We start from the raw sequence: 18,102 nt of genomic DNA, 5'->3' as shown, positions 1-18,102 counted from the left end.
ATCGCGTAAACAGACATTCTTCCTCCCCCTGCTGTGCACGGGGAAGGCTTATACCGTATTAACAAGAGGAAACTTTGATGGCGCAGGCAGTATTTGTGCCCGGACAACGTTGGATCAGCCACGGCGAGTCGGAGCTGGGCCTGGGACTGGTAACCGAAACCACCGGACGGCAGGTCGAGCTGTTTTTTCCAGCGGCCGAAGCCCATCGCACCTATGCCACCCAGGATGCGCCCCTGAGCCGCTATCAGCTGGAGCCGGGGGCGACCCTGACCTGCAATGCCGGTATCCAGCACCAGGTGGTATCGGTTGAGCACTATGATGGACTGCTGCGTTACCAGGTCGGTAGTAATGGTTCCGACGATAACCCCGAGTGGATCGATGAGCTTGAGCTGGATCCTTTTGTCGAGTTGAACCGGCCGCAGGATCGATTCTTCGCCGCCCAGATCGACAGTCCCAAAGCGTTTGAGTTGCGCCGTCAGGCGCGAAAGCTGCAGCACCGGCTCCACAGTAGCGAAAGCTATGGCTTGCTTGGCCCTCGGGTGCAGCTGCTTCCCCACCAGTTCTATATCGCCTCCCAGGTTGCTCGCCGGCACTCCCCTCGGGTACTGCTGGCCGATGAGGTGGGGCTGGGTAAGACTATCGAAGCCGGTCTGATCATCCATCAGCAGATCATCAGCGGTCGTTCTGAGCGGGTGATGGTCGTGGTGCCAGATTCGCTGGTGCACCAGTGGCTGGTTGAGATGCTGCGGCGTTTCAATCTGTTCTTCCGGATCATGAACCGAGAGCAGTACCAGGCACTGACCGAGGTCGATACCGGATCCGGTTTGGATGCTGACGACCTGCCACTGGAGACCGAAGAGCCGGGTAACCCGTTCGAAAGCGCTCAGCTGTTTATCTGTCCGCAGTCGTTGCTGACCGATCTGCCCGGCTATTTCGATGCGGCGCTGGCGTGCAGCTGGGATCTGCTGGTGGTCGATGAAGCCCACCACCTGCAGTGGAGTGAACAACAGGTCAGCCCTGAGTATCAGTGCATCGAACAGCTGGCGGCCAAGTCTTCGGGTTTGTTGCTGCTGACTGCGACCCCGGAACAGCTGGGTCTTGAGGGGCATTTCGCCCGCTTGCGATTGATCGATCGGAGTCGCTATTTCGACCTGAACCAGTTCCGCGAGCAGGAGAGCCAATACCAGCCGCTGCGCGAGCTGATCGAACAACTGCTACAGTGCGATGACCTGTTGGCCCAGATCCGTGATGACGCCTGTAAAGACCGGCTGTTGAAACTGCTGGATGCGGACAAGTACCAATCACTGCTGCAACAGTTAGAGCAGGGTGCAGAGGTCGAGGCCTGTCGTACTGAACTAGTCGATCTGCTGCTGGATCAACACGGCACTGGTCGGGTGCTGTTCCGAAATACCCGCGATCAGGTACAGGGATTCCCGGGTCGGACCCTGCAACCCCATCTGCTGGAGTCGCCCTTTAGCGAGCAGCAGTCGGCTGAAACGGAGCTGGCTCAACAGTTACGACCGGAGCTGATGCTGGGCGAGGATTGGTGTCAGTTCGATCCGCGGGTCGAATGGCTCAAAGGCTGGCTGGAACAGCACAAAGAGGAGAAGGTGTTGCTGATCTGTGCCGAGCGCGAGACAGCTCAGCAACTTGAAGACTATCTGCGTCTGCGGGTCGGTATCCGTAGCGCGGTATTCCACGAGCAACTCAGCCTGGTCAATCGTGACCGCGCCGCTGCCTATTTCGCCGAGCCGGAGGAGGGCGCCCAGCTGCTGGTCTGCTCTGAGATCGGCAGCGAAGGCCGTAACTTCCAGTTCGCCAGCCATCTGATCATGTTCGATCTGCCGCTGAACCCGGATCTGGTCGAACAGCGGATCGGCCGACTGGACCGTATCGGTCAGCGCAGTCAGGTGCAGATCCACCTGCCGCTTTATCGTCACAGCCCGGCTCATCACCTGATGCGCTGGTTGCACGAAGGCCTGGATGCCTTCCTGAGTCCGTGCCCGTTCGGGCAGCTGTTGCTGGAACAGCAGCAAGCCACGCTTGAAGACTGCCTGCTGGAGCAGAACGAGCAGGACTTCGATGGCTTTATCGAACAGACCCGTGCCCAGGCGAAGCAGTTGCGCCAGCAACAACAGCAGGGTCGGGACCGTCTGCTGGAACTGAACTCCTGTCGCCCCCAGCAAGCACAGCAGGTGATCGATCAGCTGCAGCAGGATGCTGATGAGCAAGCACTGAGAAAACTGTTGGAACGCAGCTTTGATTACTTCGGGGTCGAGCTGCAGCCGGATACCACCCACAGTGTGTTGGTGCGTCCCGGCGATCATATGCGCTGCGGTAACTTCCCTGGCTTGCCGGAGCAGGGGCTGCACGGCACCTTCGATCGGCAGCAGGCGCTTGAGCGCGAAGATATGGCCTACCTGAGCTGGGAGCACCCCGTGGCTCGGGGTGCGCTGGAACTGGTCTGCGAGAGCGATACCGGCAATACCGCCATTGCGACGCTAAAACTGCCCGGTATCAAAGCCGGCAGCCTATTGCTCGAATGTCTGTTCGTGCTGGATTGTCAGGCGCCCCGTTCACTGCAGTTGGCCCGCTACCTGCCCAGTGGGGGTTATCGGGTTCTGCTGACCGCCGAAGGGCGTGAGTGCGCCAACCTGCTGTCCGAAGAACAGCTGGCGCAACTGGCGAAGAAGCTGCCCAAGCAAGCGGCCAAGAATATGGTCAAGCCGCTGCGCGAGCCGCTGACCGCGCTGCTCAAACAGGCCGAAAGTCTGGCGGAGGCGCAGCTGCCGGGCATGATCGAACAGGCCCAGCAACAGATGCTGGCGCTGCAGCAGCCACGTCTGGAACGGCTGCAGATGCTGGCTAAAGTTAATCCGGCGATTCGAGACGAAGAGATCGCGATGCAGCAACAGCAGATCGATCAGCTGCAGCAGGCACTGGAGCGCAGCCTGCTCAAACTCGATGGTATTCAGGTGCTGATCACCACCTGATTGGCACAACACGAGAAATCGTATCCGGAGGTTAGTTTGGCTTTCGGGTACGGCTTCGCGTCGGCTTTGAGTTGCGGCCAGCGGTTTGGCGACTTCGTTGTTGCCGTTGCTGACCGGCTGATCTGCTTCCGCCAGCACGATGCTGGCTGTTGCGTCTGGCTGTCGGCTGGGACTGGCGTGGCAGATGGATCTGGGATTCGCGCCACTGTCCCGGTTGAAGCTGCTCCAGTTGCCAGGGGCCGATGGCAACCCGGATCAAGCGCAGGGTCGGGTGGCCGACCGCAGCGGTCATCCGCCGGACCTGGCGGTTTCGCCCTTCACGAATTTTCAGCTCGATCCAGCAGGTGACGTCGTTGTTGCGTTGACGAATCGGCGGATTACGCGGCCAAGGCTCGGTCGGTGCAATACGACGGCATCGTGCCGGGCGGGTCATTCCATCTTTCAATTCGACCCCTTTGATCAGTCTCTCGATCGCTTCATCGCTGATCTCACCTTCCAGCTGGGCCCAGTAGGTCTTCTCCAGTTTAAACTTCGGATCGGTGATCTGTTGCTGTGCGCGGCCATCGTCGGTCAACACCAGTAGACCTTCGGAGTCGTAGTCCAGCCGTCCGGCGGCATACAGACCGGGCTGGTCAATATAGTCGGCCAGGGTGCCGCGTCCATTCGGATCGGTAAATTGGGACAGAACCTGAAAAGGCTTATTGAGCAAAACGATGCGGGACATGGGAACTATCGGGGCGGGTTAGAAGGCAGGCGCACACTGTAGCGCTGCCTTTTCATAGCCGCAAGTTTGATCCATCGAGGCTAAATCACTGATTGTCGACAATCAAAGGTTTGGATTTTTATCCGTCAAGTTTGTTGTGTTGCTGCTGAAAGTCCCGGCTCATGGGGGTTTTGCCTTTTTGCGGTTGGGCTTTTCGCCTTTTGTCGTAGTTAAATTTATCCGCTGAACGGTTAAGGTATTTGCCGTCAGAGGGTTTAACTGTCAACAATATCGAGAAAGCAGCAGGATTTGCCGTACTTCTTCGCTGCCATTCCTAATAACGTAAAAAGTAAAGGACCGATACCATGGCCTATTTGGATGAGTATCAGAAATCGATTACCGATCCCGCCGCGTTCTGGAAAGAGAAGGCAGAAGCGCTGGAGTGGTTCAAGTTCCCACAGCAGATTCTGTCAAAAGATGAGAACGGCATTGATCGTTGGTTTGCCGACGGTGAGATGAACACCTGCCATATGGCGTTGGATTACCATATCGCTGCCGGCCGCGGTGATCAGGTAGCGATCTACTACGATTCTCCGGTTACCGATACCAAGAAGGCCTACACCTATTCTGAGCTGCGTGACCAGGTTGCTCTGTTCGCCGGGGTACTGAAAGCCCAGGGCGTAGGCAAGGGTGATCGCGTGGTTGTTTACATGCCGATGGTACCGGAAGCGGCGGTTGCGATGCTGGCCTGTGCCCGTCTGGGTGCGATTCACTCCGTCGTCTTCGGCGGCTTCGCGCCGAACGAACTGGCCGTACGGATCGACGACGCCGAGCCGAAGGTTATCGTCTCCTCCTCCTGCGGTATCGAAATCCAGAAAGTTATTCCCTACAAGCCGCTGCTTGACGAGGCGATCAACCTCTCGGCCCACAAGCCGGAGAAGTGCATCGTGTTCCAGCGTCCGCAAGCCGAAGCCAGCATGGTTGAAGGCCGTGATCTGGATTGGAACGAAGCGATGGCGGCGGCGACCCCGGCTGACTGCGTTCCGGTCAATGGTACCGATCCGCTTTACGTACTCTACACTTCCGGCACCACCGGTAAGCCGAAGGGCGTTGTGCGTGACAACGGCGGCCATGCCACCGCGCTGAAATACTCCATGAAGGCGATCTACGACATGGATCCGGGCGATGTGTTCTGGGCCGCTTCCGACGTCGGTTGGGTGGTTGGCCACTCCTACATCGTTTACGGCCCGCTGCTGGCCGGTCTGTCCAGCGTCTTCTACGAAGGTAAGCCGGTACGGACTCCGGATGCTGGTGCTTTCTGGCGTGTTGCCGAAGAGTACGGCGTCAAGGGCCTGTTCTCCGCACCGACTGCGTTCCGTGCGATCAAGAAGGAAGATCCGGAATCCGAGCATCTGAAGCCGTACGATCTGTCCAAACTGAAGTACATCTTTATGGCCGGCGAGCGTCTCGATCCGCCGACCTACCACTGGGTCAAGGACCTGCTGGGTCTGCCGGTGGTAGACCACTGGTGGCAGACCGAAACCGGTTGGGCGATCTGTGCCAACCTGATGGGCATCGAGCCGCGGGAAGCCAAGCCGGGTTCCGCCACGCTGCCGGTACCGGGTTTCAATGTTCAGATTCTGGATAACGAAGGCAATGAAGTCGGTCCGAACGAGCAGGGCAATGTCGCCATCAAGCTGCCGCTGCCGCCGAGCTGTCTGCCGACCGTCTGGGGTGACTTCGAGCGCTTCCGTACCGGTTACCTGAATGAATATGCCGGCTACTATGTCTCCGGTGATGGCGGCTACAAGGATGACGACGGCTTCGTCTTCATCATGGGTCGTACCGATGATGTCATCAACGTGGCCGGTCACCGTTTGTCCACCGGTGAGATGGAAGAGATCGTTGCGAGCCACCCGGCCGTTGCCGAGTGTGCGGTCATCGGGCTCAACGATCCGCTCAAGGGCCAGATGCCGCTGGGTATGGTGCTGTTGAAGGACGGCGCCGAGGTCGACGAGGCTGAGCTGGAGAGCGAGCTGGTCGGTATGGTGCGTAAAGAGATCGGTGCGGTCGCCTGCTTCAAGAAGGCGATTGTGGTCCAGCGTCTGCCGAAGACCCGCTCCGGTAAGATCCTGCGGAAACTGCTGCGTCAGATCGCCGACGGTCAGGATTACACCATTCCGTCCACCATCGACGATCCCGCCAGTCTGCCGGAGATCTCCGATATCATGGACAGTCACGGTCTGGTTAGCCGCTAAGGCCTCACGACCACCGAATAAGCGGGCTTTGCGGCCCGCTTTTTTTTTGTCTGAGACCTGTTAATCTGACAGCTGCGAACCCTGAGGAAGGAATCCGTAGTGCAGCAGACGGTGCTCATCGTGGATGATGAGGTCAACATCATCCAGTCGTTCCAACGCTTGTTCCGCAAAGCGCCTTTCCGAATACTCACCGCCGGCGGGGGACAGCAAGCGCTGGAAGTCCTGGCCCGGGAAAAAGTCGATGTCATCGTGTCGGATCAGCGGATGCCGGGTATGACCGGCGCCGAGCTGTTCGCCGTCGTTCAACAAAAATACCCCAATACCACCCGATTGCTGTTGTCCGGTTATACCGACTTCGATGCGCTCACCTACGCTATCAATAACGGCGCGATCAGCAAGTTCATCAGCAAACCCTGGAACCGTGACGAGCTGCGCCAGAGCCTCGATGAGGCCTTTGCCCATACCGAAGCGTTGAACGTCCAGAGTGATTACGATCGGGTCTTTCAGCAGTCAAACCAGGGAATGGCGTTGTTGGATCCGCAGTACCGGATCCTGGCAGTCAATCAGGCCCAGTTGGAGCTGACCGGCCATCGTGAAGAGGAGTTGGTCGGCAAGTCGCTGTTCGATCTGATCCCGGAACTGAGCCGCACCCAGGTCGAGCAGGATATCGGCACTCAACAACACTGGCGTAGCGAGCTTTGGCTGCTACGGCGGGATAAAAGTATCGGCCTGTTTTCGCTGGCAATTCAGCTCAATCCCGACAACCAGCGTTTCAGCGTAACTTGCAGCGATATCACCGAGATGCGCCGCAACGAACTCAGCAGCCGGCACGATCTGCTGACCGGTTTGCTGAACCGGCAAAGCTTTGAACGTGAAGTGGTCGAGTTTCTGCAGCAAAAACCGCAGGACCAGATGTTGGCGGTCCTGTCGCTTGATCTGATCAATTTTCGTCAGGTCAATGAAAGCTACGGCCATGACTATGGTGACGAGCTGCTGTGTCAGGTTGCCTCTTCGCTACGGGCGATGCTGGGTACCGACCTGTCGATCCAGCGTATTGCCCGTATCGGTGGGGACGAGTTTGCGTTGCTCTGTCAGGCCGATTACAGCGCCGCGTTTTTACAACTGTGCGAATCGATACTGGCCTGGTTTAAAGCACCGATTCAGGTTCACGATAACGAGCTCTTTATGCACTTCAAGCTGGGGGTGGCGATTGCGTACGGGGAGGTGAAGGCCGCTGATCTGATCAAACAGGCCGCGACCGCCGGTGCACGCAGCGACCGGACCCACCGCTATCGCGTTTATGATGACGAGATGCTCGAAGGCGTCAAAGAGCGGATGGATCTTCATAATGATCTGCATAAAGTCATCAAAAACAACGAACTGGCGCTACTTTATCAACCAAAGGTTTGCATTGAGACGGGGCGTATTATCAGCGCCGAAGCGCTGGTTCGCTGGAACCATCCGACCAAAGGGCTGATCTCGCCGGACCGCTTTGTCTTCCTCGCCGAAGAGTCCGGGCTGATTCTGGATATCGGTGATTGGTGCATCGGTGAGGCCTGTCGCCAACTGGCCGAATGGCAGCAGAAATCGATCGGTCCGGTCAGGGTGGCGGTTAATCTGTCGCCGCGCCAGTTTACCGACCGGGCGTTACCCCACCGATTGCAGGCACTGATCAATCATCATCAGTTGGACGGGGCGGTGCTTGAGTTGGAGGTGACCGAGAGTACGCTGCTGGATGATACCGATCGGGCGATCAAGATGATGAAGCAGATCCGTTCGATGGGGGTCCATTTCGCCATGGACGACTTCGGTACCGGTTACGCTTCGTTTGATTACCTAAAGCGGTATCCTTTCTCGACCCTGAAGATCGACCGTAGTTTCATCATGAACCTCTGTTCCAGCGAGCGGGAAGGCTCCATTGTGGAGTCGATGATTAACATGGGTCATCAGCTCGATCTGCTGGTGGTCGCTGAAGGGGTGGAAGAGCAGCAGCAAGCCGACAGTTTGAAGGCGATGGGGTGTGACTTCATCCAGGGCTATCTCTACAGCCGTCCGGTAACGGCGGAGGTGCTGGAAAAGCTGCTGATTGAACAGCCTTTCCGTGTCGGTGTTTAGGCATCCTGCCAACAACCGGTGAACAGCCCCCTGCAGCTTCAGCAAACGCCTGAGGTGCGCCAGTGCCGGGTGCAGGATCAAGCTGAAGTCCACCGATCTCGGCAAAGCTTCAGTGCCTTAGCTTGCGTCCTTGCTCCAGGTTACCTTGGCGGTAAACATGTAACCGGCACCGTAGATGGTTTTAATCAGCTCTGGTTGCTGCGGATCGGTTTCGATCTTCTTCCGCAGTCGTGAGATTCTGACATCGATACTGCGATCGTAGGGTTCCAGATAGTCCCCCAGCAGCTGGTCCCGGCTGATGATCCGGCCGCTGCTGTTGAACAATACCTGTAGCATTTTGGCTTCGGTGGCGCTGAGGTTTTCGATCCGCCCATCCTGGTGCCGTAAGGTCAGGTTGCTGCTATGGAAGGTCCAGTCACCGAAGTGGGCCAGTTGCTGGTCGATCTCCTTTTCGCTATGACCGATCCGGCGAAGAATGCTCTTGGCACGAGCGATCAGCTCCCGCGGCTCGAACGGTTTAGCCAGGTAGTCATCGGCACCCAGTTCCAACCCCAGCACCTTGTCGGGTAGGCTGGCCCGGCCGGAGATGATAATGATGCCCATCTCATCATCGTCGTGGAGCTGCCGTACCAGATTGAGCCCGTCCATGTCCGGCAGGCCAAGATCGATCACGCAGAGGTTAGGGCGGTCGCGAAGCAGCGATCGCTCCGCCTCTTTGCCGGTCGTGAACAGTTGTGCCCGATAGCCGAAATCAACCAGGGTCTCAGTGATCAGACGGCCCAGATCGGGTTCGTCCTCGATGACGTAGATCAGCGCTTCAGTGCTCAATGTTGTCGCTCCCTGAATAGCTGCGCAGGCGTTGCTGGGCCTGTGCCAGCGCCTGTTGCAGACAGGTCTTATCAAAGGGTTTAAGCAGCAGGGGACGGTCTTCCAGCCTCGGGTCGTCCAGTGCTTCACTGTAGCCGGTCATCAGCACCTGCAGCGCCTGGGGCTGGACCCGGCTGGCCGCCAGTGCCACATCGATCCCCTGAGCGCTGCCCGGTAACATCAGATCGGTGACAACCCCGTAAAGGTTGTCGATGCTGCCCAGCAGGTTCAGGGCTTCATCACCATTGGCGGCCTCGACGACCAGCATCCCCAGCTCGATCAGTTGATCGCGGATCAGGCTACGCAGGTCCTGATTATCTTCCACCAGCAGGATCAGCCCCTTGTCATGGCCGGCTGGGACGGCTGCCTCAGGTGCGGCCGTACCTGCTGACTCACTGTGAGCCGGGTGTGTGGGCAGCGCCAGCGGCTCTGAGCCGACCTCAACCGCCGGGAGCAGGATCTCGACTTCTGCACCTGCACCATGGTTCGCCAGCCTGATGTAGCCGAGTGACTGCTTCACAAAACCGTAGACCATACTCAGACCCAGCCCGGAACCGGCGCCGGTCTGCTTGGTGGTGAAAAAGGGTTCAAAACCCCGGATCAGGGCCTCATCGGCAAAGCCGCCGCCCTGATCGATAACGCTGAAGCTGACATAGGCACCGGCTGCCGGTGTTTCATCAAAGTTCAGCTCGTTGGCCGATGCCGGTTCGATATGCCGGGTCGCGACCCGCAGCAGCAGTTTGCCGCCGTCGGTCATCGCATAGCGCGAGTTGAGCACCAGATTGACCAGCGCATCCTCAAATCTTCCCGGGTCCACATCGACCGCGGGAGTATTGGCGGCCAGCGAAATCTCCAGCTCGATGCTGTCCGGCAGTGAGGGGCTGAGCAGCAGCTGCAGTTCCGCCAGCAGCTGTTTACAGGGCAGACGTTGCGGTGCCAGGGGCTGGCGGCGAGCAAAGGCCAGCAAGCGTCGGGTAATGTCGGCACCGCGTCGGGTCGCACGGACGGCGGGGGCCAGGTGCCGATCGGCCAGTGCCGGTTGCTCGAGCTTCTCCTGCAGTTCCAGCAGGTTGCCCAGGATGATTGTCAGCAGGTTATTGAAATCGTGGGCGATTCCGCCGGACATCTGGCCGACCGCGTGCATCCGGTTGGCTTCGGCCAGACGGGCTTCGGTCTGCTTCTCTTTGGTAATGTCGATCGACAGGTTGAGAATACCGCTGACACCGCCGCGAATATCGTAGAAGGGCAGTAGCATCCGGCGGGTGATCAGCGGCTCGCCGTTACGCTCCGCACGGTGTTCGTAGTTACGGCTGTGGCCGGCCAGCGCCTGTTCAATGTGGGGGCGGACCTCTTCATACATGCTGGTGCCGAGAACGGTCTCGACCCGTTCGCCGACAACCTTCTGCTTCTCCAGGCCGAACATCTGCGCGTAGCCGCGGTTGGCAAACACAAAACGCTGTTTGGTGTCGATATAGGCGATCTGCGCCGGCAGTGCGTCGAGAATCATCCGCTGCCGCCGCTCCAGGATTTCGAGTTCGTCACGGGTGGCCTGGAGATCATCGAAGGCGCGCAACAGCTCCTGGTTGGAGCTTTGCAGCTGGGCGGTACGCTTTTGAACCCGCTCATCCAGGGTCTGGATATTGCCCGACAGCTGATCGACCATCGAGTCGAATGACTCGGCCAGCAGCCCCAACTCGTCACTGCGGCGAATGCCGCTCTTGGCATTGAGTTGGCCGCGGCTGACCTTGGCCGCGGTCCGGGACAGACGCCGGATCGGCTCGGTGATCCAGTCGGCGAAGATCAGCGCCATCAGTGACGCCAGTATCAGCGCCAGCGCGGCGATCACCATGATCCGGGTGCTCAACAGCTCGGCGCTAGAACGTAGATCATCGACATAGACCGACGAGCTGATATACCAGTCGAAGCCGGGAATATGGCGCACCAGCGAGAGCTTGTCATAGACATAGTTGCCCGGGTCTTCCGGGCTGTCCCAGCGATAGATCGCCTCAGTACCACTGTCGGAAACCGCGATCAAATCGTCAACGATAGGGCGCCCGCTGACCGGGTTGTTGAGCTGGGCGAAGTTGTGGCCGTCGATGTTGGGGTTGGGGTGAATCAACATGTTGGCCTGGGGGTCGAACACGAACAGATAGCCGTTATTGGCGATGGTGATCTGCTCGAAGGCGCGTCGTAGCTCATCCAGGGCCTTGAGTTTCTGATTCTCGATCTGCTGCTCGATCTCGTCCAGGTAAACCCCGGAACCGATCACGATGCCCCATTGCGGAAAGTGACGGACATAACTGTACTTTTCCAGTTCGCGGCTTTGCCCCAGTTTGGGCCAGCGGTAGGGGTAGAAACCTTCCCCTTCGTTGATCGCCAATTCGACCAGATTGGGGACGATCAGCCGTCCATCACTGTCACGCAGCTGAGCCGCATCACGGCCATCGAAGGCGTCGGTTGGGTGGGACAACAGCCGGTAATCGTAATCGGCAATCCAGAGATAGGTATCCTGATCTGCCCTGAAATGACGCAACTGCTGAAAGATCATCGGCCAGAGTTCAGCCTCGGTATACCCTTGTTGCCCCAGGATATCCTGAAGGCTGGCAATGAAGTCGCCGGTCAGACTGACAACCGATTCCAGTCGCTGCTTTTGTGATTCGAGCGCCTGCTGACGGTAGCCCTCGGCATCCAGGTGCATCCGGGTGGCCAGCTCGTAGATGTTGTTCAGGGCGATACGGCTGGCGTTGTGCTCGATCTCAACTACCTTTTCTTCGATCAGTGGTACCGAATACCAGTAAAAGGAAACAAACAGCGTGGCAATCATTGCCAGCATCAAGGCAAAGAATCGGGTGGTGATGGCCGAGAGGCGAAACGGTAGTCGCATGGTGTTTCCGGTGAACTGATCTGGGCGCGAGTGCCCAAACGGCATGGCTCGGCCCGACAAGGAAGCAGCGATTTTGATCGACTGGGACGCGACTTTAGCACAAAGAAAGTGCCGAAAACGACGAATGTTACATTTGGTTAGATTTGGGCAATAGTCCAGTTACGCTGCAACGCTAGTTTGGTGTTATTCGAGGTATCCGCTTGCTCATCAGTGAGGATGGTCAAGGGCATACCGTGTTGCTGGCACGCCAGAAAAGGAGCACTAACCGTGGTTAATAACAACAGCAGCGCCTACGAGCGCGACCTTGATAAGCAAGCCGCTAATTTTTCCTCGCTGTCGCCGCTGAGCTTTCTTGAGCGCGCAGCTTCTGTTTATCCCAATCGTGCGGCGATGGTTCATGGACCGGTCCGTCGCAACTGGGCCGAGACTTACCAGCGCTGCCAGCAGATGGCCAGCGCACTGAGCAAGCAGGGCATCGGCAAGGGTGATACCGTTTCGATTATCGCCCCCAATATTCCGGAGCATTTCGAGCTGCACTTCGCCGTACCGATGTGCGGAGCGGTATTGAACGCCATCAATATTCGCCTGGATGCCGAGAGCTTTGCTTTTATTCTCAAACACGCCGAAACCAAGGTGCTGTTCGTCGACAAAGAGTTTGGTGAAGTGGTGAATGAAGCCCTGGCCAAGCTGGAAGAAAAGCCCCTGGTGGTTGGCATCGATGATCCGACCTGGACCAGCGGCGAACTGCTGGGCGAGCTGGATTACGAAGCGTTTCTCGATCAGGGTGAGCCCCAGTACGACTGGCAGCTGCCGGGCGACGAGTGGGATGCGATCACGCTGAACTACACCTCCGGTACCACCGGTGATCCGAAAGGGGTGGTCTACCATCACCGTGGCGCCTACCTGAATGCGATCAGCAATGCCGTCTCCTGGGGCATGGGTCAGCATCCGGTCTATCTGTGGACGCTGCCGATGTTCCACTGCAACGGCTGGTGTTTCCCCTGGACCGTCGCAGCGATGGCCGGGGTCAATGTCTGCCTGCGTCAGGTACGTCCCGATGCGATCTACGAGCTGATCAAGGCTGAGAAGGTCGGCTACTTCTGTGGTGCACCGATCGTACTGAACATGCTCAATAATGCCCCCGACAGCATGAAGGACGGCATTGAGCATCAGGTCAAGGTGATGACCGCCGGTGCTGCGCCGCCTGCCGCTGTTATCGAAGGGATGGAGTCCATGGGCTTCGAAGTCACCCACGTTTACGGTCTGACCGAAACCTACGGCCCCTCGGTTGTCTGTGCCTGGCACGACGAATGGAATGATCAGCCGCTGGAAGAGAAAGCTAAGCTCAAAGCCCGTCAGGGTGTGCGTGCGCCGATGCTCGACGGTCTGATGGTTGCCGATCCGACCACGCTGCAGCCGGTGGCTCGCGACGGCAAGACCCTGGGTGAGATCTTTATGCGCGGTAACCTGGTGATGAAGGGCTACCTGAAGAACCCGGCCACCACAGCCAAGTCCTTTGACGGCGGTTGGTTCCACTCAGGTGATCTGGCGGTTTGGCACGAAGACGGTTACATCGAGATCAAGGATCGCTCCAAGGACATCATCATCTCCGGCGGTGAGAACATTTCCAGTATCGAAGTGGAAGACGTGCTCTACCGTCACCCGATGATCGCCGAAGCCGCCGTGGTAGCCATGGCAGACGAGAAGTGGGGCGAGACGCCTTGCGCCTTCGTCACCCTGAAAGACGGCGAAGACTGCACCGAGCAGGACATCATCGACTTCTGCCGCGAGCATTTGGCGCGCTTCAAGGCGCCGTCTCGAGTGGTGTTCGGTGGTCTGCCGAAAACCTCCACCGGCAAGATCCGGAAGTTCGAGCTGCGCGACCGGGCCAACGAAGACTGATCGTTGTCATCCGTTCCTACCGGCTGCCGCTACAGGCGGTAGCCGGATTTTCCCATTTTCTACCGATAACGATGCCGGTGATGGTCAATCACTGCCGGCTCGGGAGTTGTTATGTCTGATTACTTCCATCCCTACCGCGATGCCGAGTTTATCCTCGAGAATCTGGTCAACTTCGATGAGCTGAGCCAGCAGTTGAACCTCGATGGGGTCAACCAGGAACTGGCCAGCGCCGTGATCAGCGAAGCCGGCCGTTTCGCATCCGAAGTGTTGGCGCCGCTCAATAGCGTCGGCGACCAGCAGGGCGCGACCTTGAATGAGCAGGGCGTGCAACAGACGCCGGGCTTCAGCGAAGCCTACCAGCAGTTTGCCGAGGCCGGTTGGACCTCGTTGACCGCCGAAGAGGAGTTCGGTGGTCAGCAGTTGCCCCAAGTTTTGGGTACCGCGGTCAACGAGATCTGGCACTCGGCCAACATGGCCTTTGCGCTCTGTCCGATGCTGAGCCAGGGGGCCATCGAAGCTCTCTGTGCCCACGGTAGCGAGGTGCTGCAACAGCAGTATCTTGAGCACCTGATCAGTGGCCGTTGGACCGGCACTATGAACCTGACCGAGCCCAATGCCGGTTCGGATCTGGCGGCGGTCAGCACCAAAGCCGTGGCTGAGGGCGATCACTACCGCATCAGCGGTCAGAAAATCTTTATCACCTGGGGTGACCATCAGATGACCGACAATATCGTTCATCTGGTGCTGGCCCGCCTGCCGGATGCGCCGGCAGGGGTGAAGGGTATTTCGCTGTTTGTGGTGCCCAAGTTCCTGCTGGATGAGAACGGTGAACCGGCCGAGATGAACGATGTTCGCTGTGTGTCGCTGGAACACAAGCTGGGCATCCACGGCAGCCCCACCTGCGTGCTGAGCTTTGGCGACGAGGGTGGTGCGATCGGTTACCTGGTCGGTGAGCCCAATCGTGGCCTGATGTACATGTTCACGATGATGAACAGCGCCCGCCAGTCGGTCGGTCTGCAAGGCCTGTCGATCTCCGAGCGTGCCTACCAGCAGGGTCTGTCCTATGCCCGTGAGCGCACCCAGGGTAAGCGAGCCGACGGCAGTGCCAAGCCGATTATCGAGTACCCGGACGTGCGCCGAATGCTGTTGACCCTCAAGACCGGCAGCGAAGCGATGCGTGCGCTGGCATTGGTCGCATCGGCTGAGCTGGATCGTGCCCAGATCGCTGGTGATGCCGAGCAGGCCAAGGCCCATCAGTTGAGGGCGGAGCTGATGACGCCGATCGTCAAGGGATGGATGACCGAGTTTGCCCAGGAACTGACCAGCCTGAACGTGCAGATCCACGGTGGTATGGGCTTTATCGAAGAAACCGGTGCCGCTCAGCATTTCCGTGATGCACGGATTTTGCCGATTTACGAAGGAACCACCGGTATCCAGGCGCTGGATCTGATCGGCCGTAAGCTGCAGATGGACCAGGGCGAGAGCTACCGTTCATTGCTGGCGGAACTGACCCAGACGGCGCGTCAGTTGGAAACCGGATCCGATCCGCGTCTGGCCAAGACCGGTCGTAAACTGCTCAAGGCGATCGATGCAGCCAGTTCGGCGCTGCGCAAGATTTTGGAAGAGGGCAACGACCGGGCCGAACTGAACGCCGGTATTTGCGTCCACTTCCTGATGCTCAGCGGCTTTTTGGTTGGCGGTGGTCTGCTGGGTCAGGCGGCGGTGGCCGCCGCTCAGCTGCAGCGCCAGGCCGAGGAGTCCGGCCAAGCACTGGATCCACTGTGGGACAGCAAGATCTCAAGTGCCGAGTTCTTCGCAGTCCAGCTACTTCCGCGAGTCGGTTACCTGGCGGAAATCTGTGCCGCAGAATCGCTATCAGCAATGGCCGGTGAAGAGTGCTTTGAACAGTAATCACTGCGGCTAGATCCGATCGAACAAGGGCAGCTTAAACGCTGCCTTTTTTTGTCTGTCGACATTGCTACCACTATCGTCACCGCTCGGCTGACGCAATCGCCTATCTCTTGTCGCGTTCAAACAGACGCCTCTAATCAGCATCCTTTAGTCTGCGGCCATCCATTGTTGTCATGAGTGGATTGTCGCGATGAGTAAACCGTCGTGATGGGTAGATTGTTGTCGATGTGACGGAGGTGAAAATAATGAAAACAACCCTGGTTATCAGCCTGATCGGCGAAGATCGTCCAGGATTGGTGGAACTGCTTTCGCAACGGGTTTTGGAACTTCGCGGACATTGGCTTGCCAGTCAGTTCTGCCGTTTGCAGGGACAATTTGCCGGAACCTTGCAGGTCAGTGTCGCCAAGGAACATAGCATGGCGCTGAAGCAGGGGCTGCAACAACTGCAAAGCCAGGGCTTGCAGGTGAGGGTGGCCGAGGCAAAACCGACGCGCCAGATTCCAAACTACGGTTTGCAGCTGAAGTTTGTCGGACCGGATCGATGCGGCGTCATTGCGGAGATCAGCGAAGCGCTGCGCTCGTTGGGCATCTCGATCAATAGCCTCGACAGCCATTGCAAACCGGCGCCGATGAGTAACGAGTCGATCTTCCACGCCTGCTTCGACACCCACGTGCCGGTATCGGTCAGTTGTGATCAGCTATCCCATGCCCTGGCCGAATTGGCGCCAGAGCTTCTACTGGATCTAGAATCAGTGGAAGCGGATGTCAGTTAAGCACGGATCAGACGGAGTCAGGATGATGGATAACTACGATTTTCGAGTCAGATTGGTTGAGAAAGATCAGCCCTGTGACTACCGGGTTCGGTTAGCCGGTGACGACCAGCCCTACGATAACCTCGTGCTGCTGGTTTCCGGAGGCGAACGGGAAGACTATCGGGTCAGCGTGGTGGAGGACGACAGTCCCCATGATCTGGTCCTTAGGGTCGTGCGCTGGTAAAGCAGCGCTCTAGGCGTCCTTGGAATCATCCGCAGGTGGATTTCTGTTGCCTGGCCTGACTGGGCGACAGACCAAAGTAATCCTTGTAGCAATGGCTGAAGTGGGTTGAGCTGACGAACCCGCTGGCCAAGGCGATATTGGCAATCGAATCGCTTCCCTGTAACAGCAGACGGCGGGCATGGGTGATTCGCAGTTCGAGGTAGTAGCGCGAGGGGCTGCTGCTGAGATGGCTCTGAAACAGCCGCTCAACCTGGCGTCGGGATACCCCGGCTAATGATGCCAACTCATCGATGCTCAGCGGCTCCTCGATATTGGATTCCATCAGCTGCAGCAGGTCTTTAAGGGGCTCGGGAAAGCTGGCTTCTTCGTCACTTTGCAGCGGTTGCTGATCACGGTTTTCCGCCATCTGGTCGCTGTTGAGGATTTCGCGGATCGCACGAACCGTGTCCCGACCCTGGCTGCGTTCGATCAGGGCCAGCATCATATCCAATGCACTACTCGGTCCCGCACTGGTGGCGCGTCCCTCGGTGATCACACAGACCTGATCCGACAATCGCACCTTGGGGAAGTGTTCGCGCATAAAGGCGTGGTTATCCGGATGCAGGGCGCATTCCTGCTCGTCAAGTAACCCGGCTTGGGCCAGCGGTACGGTACCATTCCAAAGTGCCCCCAGCACTGTGCCGGATCTCGCCACGGCTTTGAGTTTCTGGGTCAGAACCGAATTTTCCCGCAACGAACAGCGAAACCCGCCACAGACGATCAACATCTGAAGCGCCTGATCGCTATCGACCGGCAACTGGTCGATTCGAGCGTTGGTTGAGATGTTGATACCCAGGTCGCTTTTCACCGTTAGCGAGCCCATTCCGTAAGTACTGAATTCGAATAAGGGGGTGGAACGCACCAGATTGGCAGTAACTAGTGCATCGACGGCGGCTGTAAAGGCCATCAGCGAAAAGTGCTCTTGCAGCACAAAACCCACTCGGGTCAGTTCTGCTGGTGTTTGATCCGCCGGTAAAAACGCGCTGTTGGTATGGCGCATGCTATCGCTGAAATGGCGTTTGTCTTTTTGTTCCTGCATCGATCCGACCCTCAACTGCTTCAGCAGATATTACCCCTGAATTATATCGCAGAACAGAGAAGGGCAATTAAACGTGAAGAGTTGTTCGAAGATGTAAACGGTTAATTACATAAGTATCTATGAGTTGTAATTTTCTATTTACAAAATCTTGACGTAAATAGCTTGGTAATGGTTTTTGAGTTGTAAAAACAGCGTTATAGAGCGGCTTGTTACTTCTTGTTTACATCTCAAAACAACTCACTTTATTTGAAATAAATTCGCTGTTTTTCGTGGGGTGGAACATTGCGTCAGTGAGGGTTATAAAAATTAAGCGCCGACGATGGAAAGGGGACGGAGAATAAGAAAACGAGTTCATCCACCCGCTTTTAATTAAGCAACTCCTTCGCGATGCAAAA

11 protein-coding genes are annotated in these 18,102 nt (G+C 57.7%); 7 read left to right on the top strand and 4 right to left on the bottom strand.

Going from position 1 to position 18,102, the window contains the following annotated elements; translation table 11 throughout:
* Positions 1–77: 77 nt before the first annotated feature.
* Positions 78–2,993 carry an RNA polymerase-associated protein RapA gene (gene rapA, locus ACO05M_RS12530; RefSeq protein WP_421863282.1) on the top strand — a complete coding sequence of 972 codons (2,916 nt, stop codon included), beginning with the start codon at positions 78–80 and terminating at the stop codon, positions 2,991–2,993.
* Positions 2,994–3,024: 31 nt separating this feature from the next.
* Here the strand turns inward: rapA and ACO05M_RS12525 are convergent, their stop codons facing one another.
* Positions 3,025–3,717, bottom strand: a complete 693-nt coding sequence (locus ACO05M_RS12525; protein WP_421863278.1) for a pseudouridine synthase — start codon at positions 3,715–3,717, stop codon at positions 3,025–3,027.
* A 344-nt stretch (positions 3,718–4,061) separates the two neighbouring features.
* Between ACO05M_RS12525 and ACO05M_RS12520 the strand changes: the two genes are divergently transcribed.
* Together ACO05M_RS12520 and ACO05M_RS12515 are read left to right on the top strand one after the other, a co-directional pair.
* The gene (locus ACO05M_RS12520) at positions 4,062–5,954 is read left to right on the top strand and encodes a propionyl-CoA synthetase (RefSeq protein ID WP_421863275.1); all 1,893 of its coding nucleotides are present in this window, start codon (positions 4,062–4,064) and stop codon (positions 5,952–5,954) included.
* Between the two features lie 99 nt (positions 5,955–6,053).
* Positions 6,054–8,069, top strand: coding sequence for an EAL domain-containing response regulator (locus ACO05M_RS12515; RefSeq protein WP_421863272.1), 2,016 nt, complete (start codon positions 6,054–6,056; stop codon positions 8,067–8,069).
* A gap of 117 nt (positions 8,070–8,186) precedes the next feature.
* On the opposite strand, the gene ACO05M_RS12510 is transcribed toward ACO05M_RS12515, so the two are convergent.
* The gene (locus tag ACO05M_RS12510) at positions 8,187–8,897 is read right to left on the bottom strand and encodes a response regulator transcription factor (RefSeq protein ID WP_421863269.1); all 711 of its coding nucleotides are present in this window, start codon (positions 8,895–8,897) and stop codon (positions 8,187–8,189) included.
* Positions 8,887–11,820 (bottom strand): cache domain-containing protein, encoded by a 2,934-nt coding sequence (locus ACO05M_RS12505; RefSeq protein WP_421863266.1) that lies wholly within the window; start codon positions 11,818–11,820, stop codon positions 8,887–8,889. Before ACO05M_RS12505 ends, ACO05M_RS12510 begins: the two co-directional genes overlap by 11 nt.
* Positions 11,821–12,087: 267 nt before the next feature.
* Between ACO05M_RS12505 and ACO05M_RS12500 the strand changes: the two genes are divergently transcribed.
* The 4 genes from ACO05M_RS12500 (at position 12,088) to ACO05M_RS12485 (ending at position 16,629) form a co-directional block, all read left to right on the top strand.
* Positions 12,088–13,722: an acyl-CoA synthetase gene (locus ACO05M_RS12500; RefSeq protein ID WP_421863264.1), complete on the top strand. Its 1,635-nt coding sequence runs from the start codon at positions 12,088–12,090 to the stop codon at positions 13,720–13,722.
* Between the two features lie 111 nt (positions 13,723–13,833).
* Positions 13,834–15,633, top strand: a complete 1,800-nt coding sequence (locus tag ACO05M_RS12495) for an acyl-CoA dehydrogenase family protein (protein ID WP_421863261.1) — start codon at positions 13,834–13,836, stop codon at positions 15,631–15,633.
* Between the two features lie 245 nt (positions 15,634–15,878).
* A complete protein-coding gene (locus ACO05M_RS12490; RefSeq protein WP_421863258.1) occupies positions 15,879–16,406 on the top strand; it encodes a glycine cleavage system protein R in 528 nt (175 codons plus the stop codon).
* 22 nt (positions 16,407–16,428) lie between these two features.
* The gene (locus ACO05M_RS12485; protein ID WP_421863255.1) at positions 16,429–16,629 is read left to right on the top strand and encodes a hypothetical protein; all 201 of its coding nucleotides are present in this window, start codon (positions 16,429–16,431) and stop codon (positions 16,627–16,629) included.
* A 25-nt stretch (positions 16,630–16,654) separates the two neighbouring features.
* Here the strand turns inward: ACO05M_RS12485 and ACO05M_RS12480 are convergent, their stop codons facing one another.
* A complete protein-coding gene (locus tag ACO05M_RS12480) occupies positions 16,655–17,707 on the bottom strand; it encodes a GlxA family transcriptional regulator (protein WP_421863251.1) in 1,053 nt (350 codons plus the stop codon).
* Positions 17,708–18,102 lie beyond the last annotated feature (395 nt).

Origin of the sequence: Motiliproteus sp., assembly GCF_965230735.1 — a bacterium.
In the GTDB taxonomy this organism is placed as follows: Bacteria; Pseudomonadota; Gammaproteobacteria; order Pseudomonadales; family Balneatricaceae; genus Motiliproteus.
This window is presented reverse-complemented; position numbering and strand designations above follow the sequence as displayed.

Excerpts from the sequence above, each read along its gene's own strand:
- ACO05M_RS12490 (WP_421863258.1), top strand. The coding sequence starts at position 15,879 with ATGAAAACAACCCTGGTTATCAGCCTGATCGGCGAAGATCGTCCAGGA.
- ACO05M_RS12525 (WP_421863278.1), bottom strand. The coding sequence starts at position 3,717 with ATGTCCCGCATCGTTTTGCTCAATAAGCCTTTTCAGGTTCTGTCCCAA.
- ACO05M_RS12485 (WP_421863255.1), top strand. The coding sequence starts at position 16,429 with ATGATGGATAACTACGATTTTCGAGTCAGATTGGTTGAGAAAGATCAG.
- rapA (WP_421863282.1), top strand. The coding sequence starts at position 78 with ATGGCGCAGGCAGTATTTGTGCCCGGACAACGTTGGATCAGCCACGGC.
- ACO05M_RS12480 (WP_421863251.1), bottom strand. The coding sequence starts at position 17,707 with ATGCAGGAACAAAAAGACAAACGCCATTTCAGCGATAGCATGCGCCAT.
- ACO05M_RS12520 (WP_421863275.1), top strand. The coding sequence starts at position 4,062 with ATGGCCTATTTGGATGAGTATCAGAAATCGATTACCGATCCCGCCGCG.
- ACO05M_RS12495 (WP_421863261.1), top strand. The coding sequence starts at position 13,834 with ATGTCTGATTACTTCCATCCCTACCGCGATGCCGAGTTTATCCTCGAG.
- ACO05M_RS12505 (WP_421863266.1), bottom strand. The coding sequence starts at position 11,820 with ATGCGACTACCGTTTCGCCTCTCGGCCATCACCACCCGATTCTTTGCC.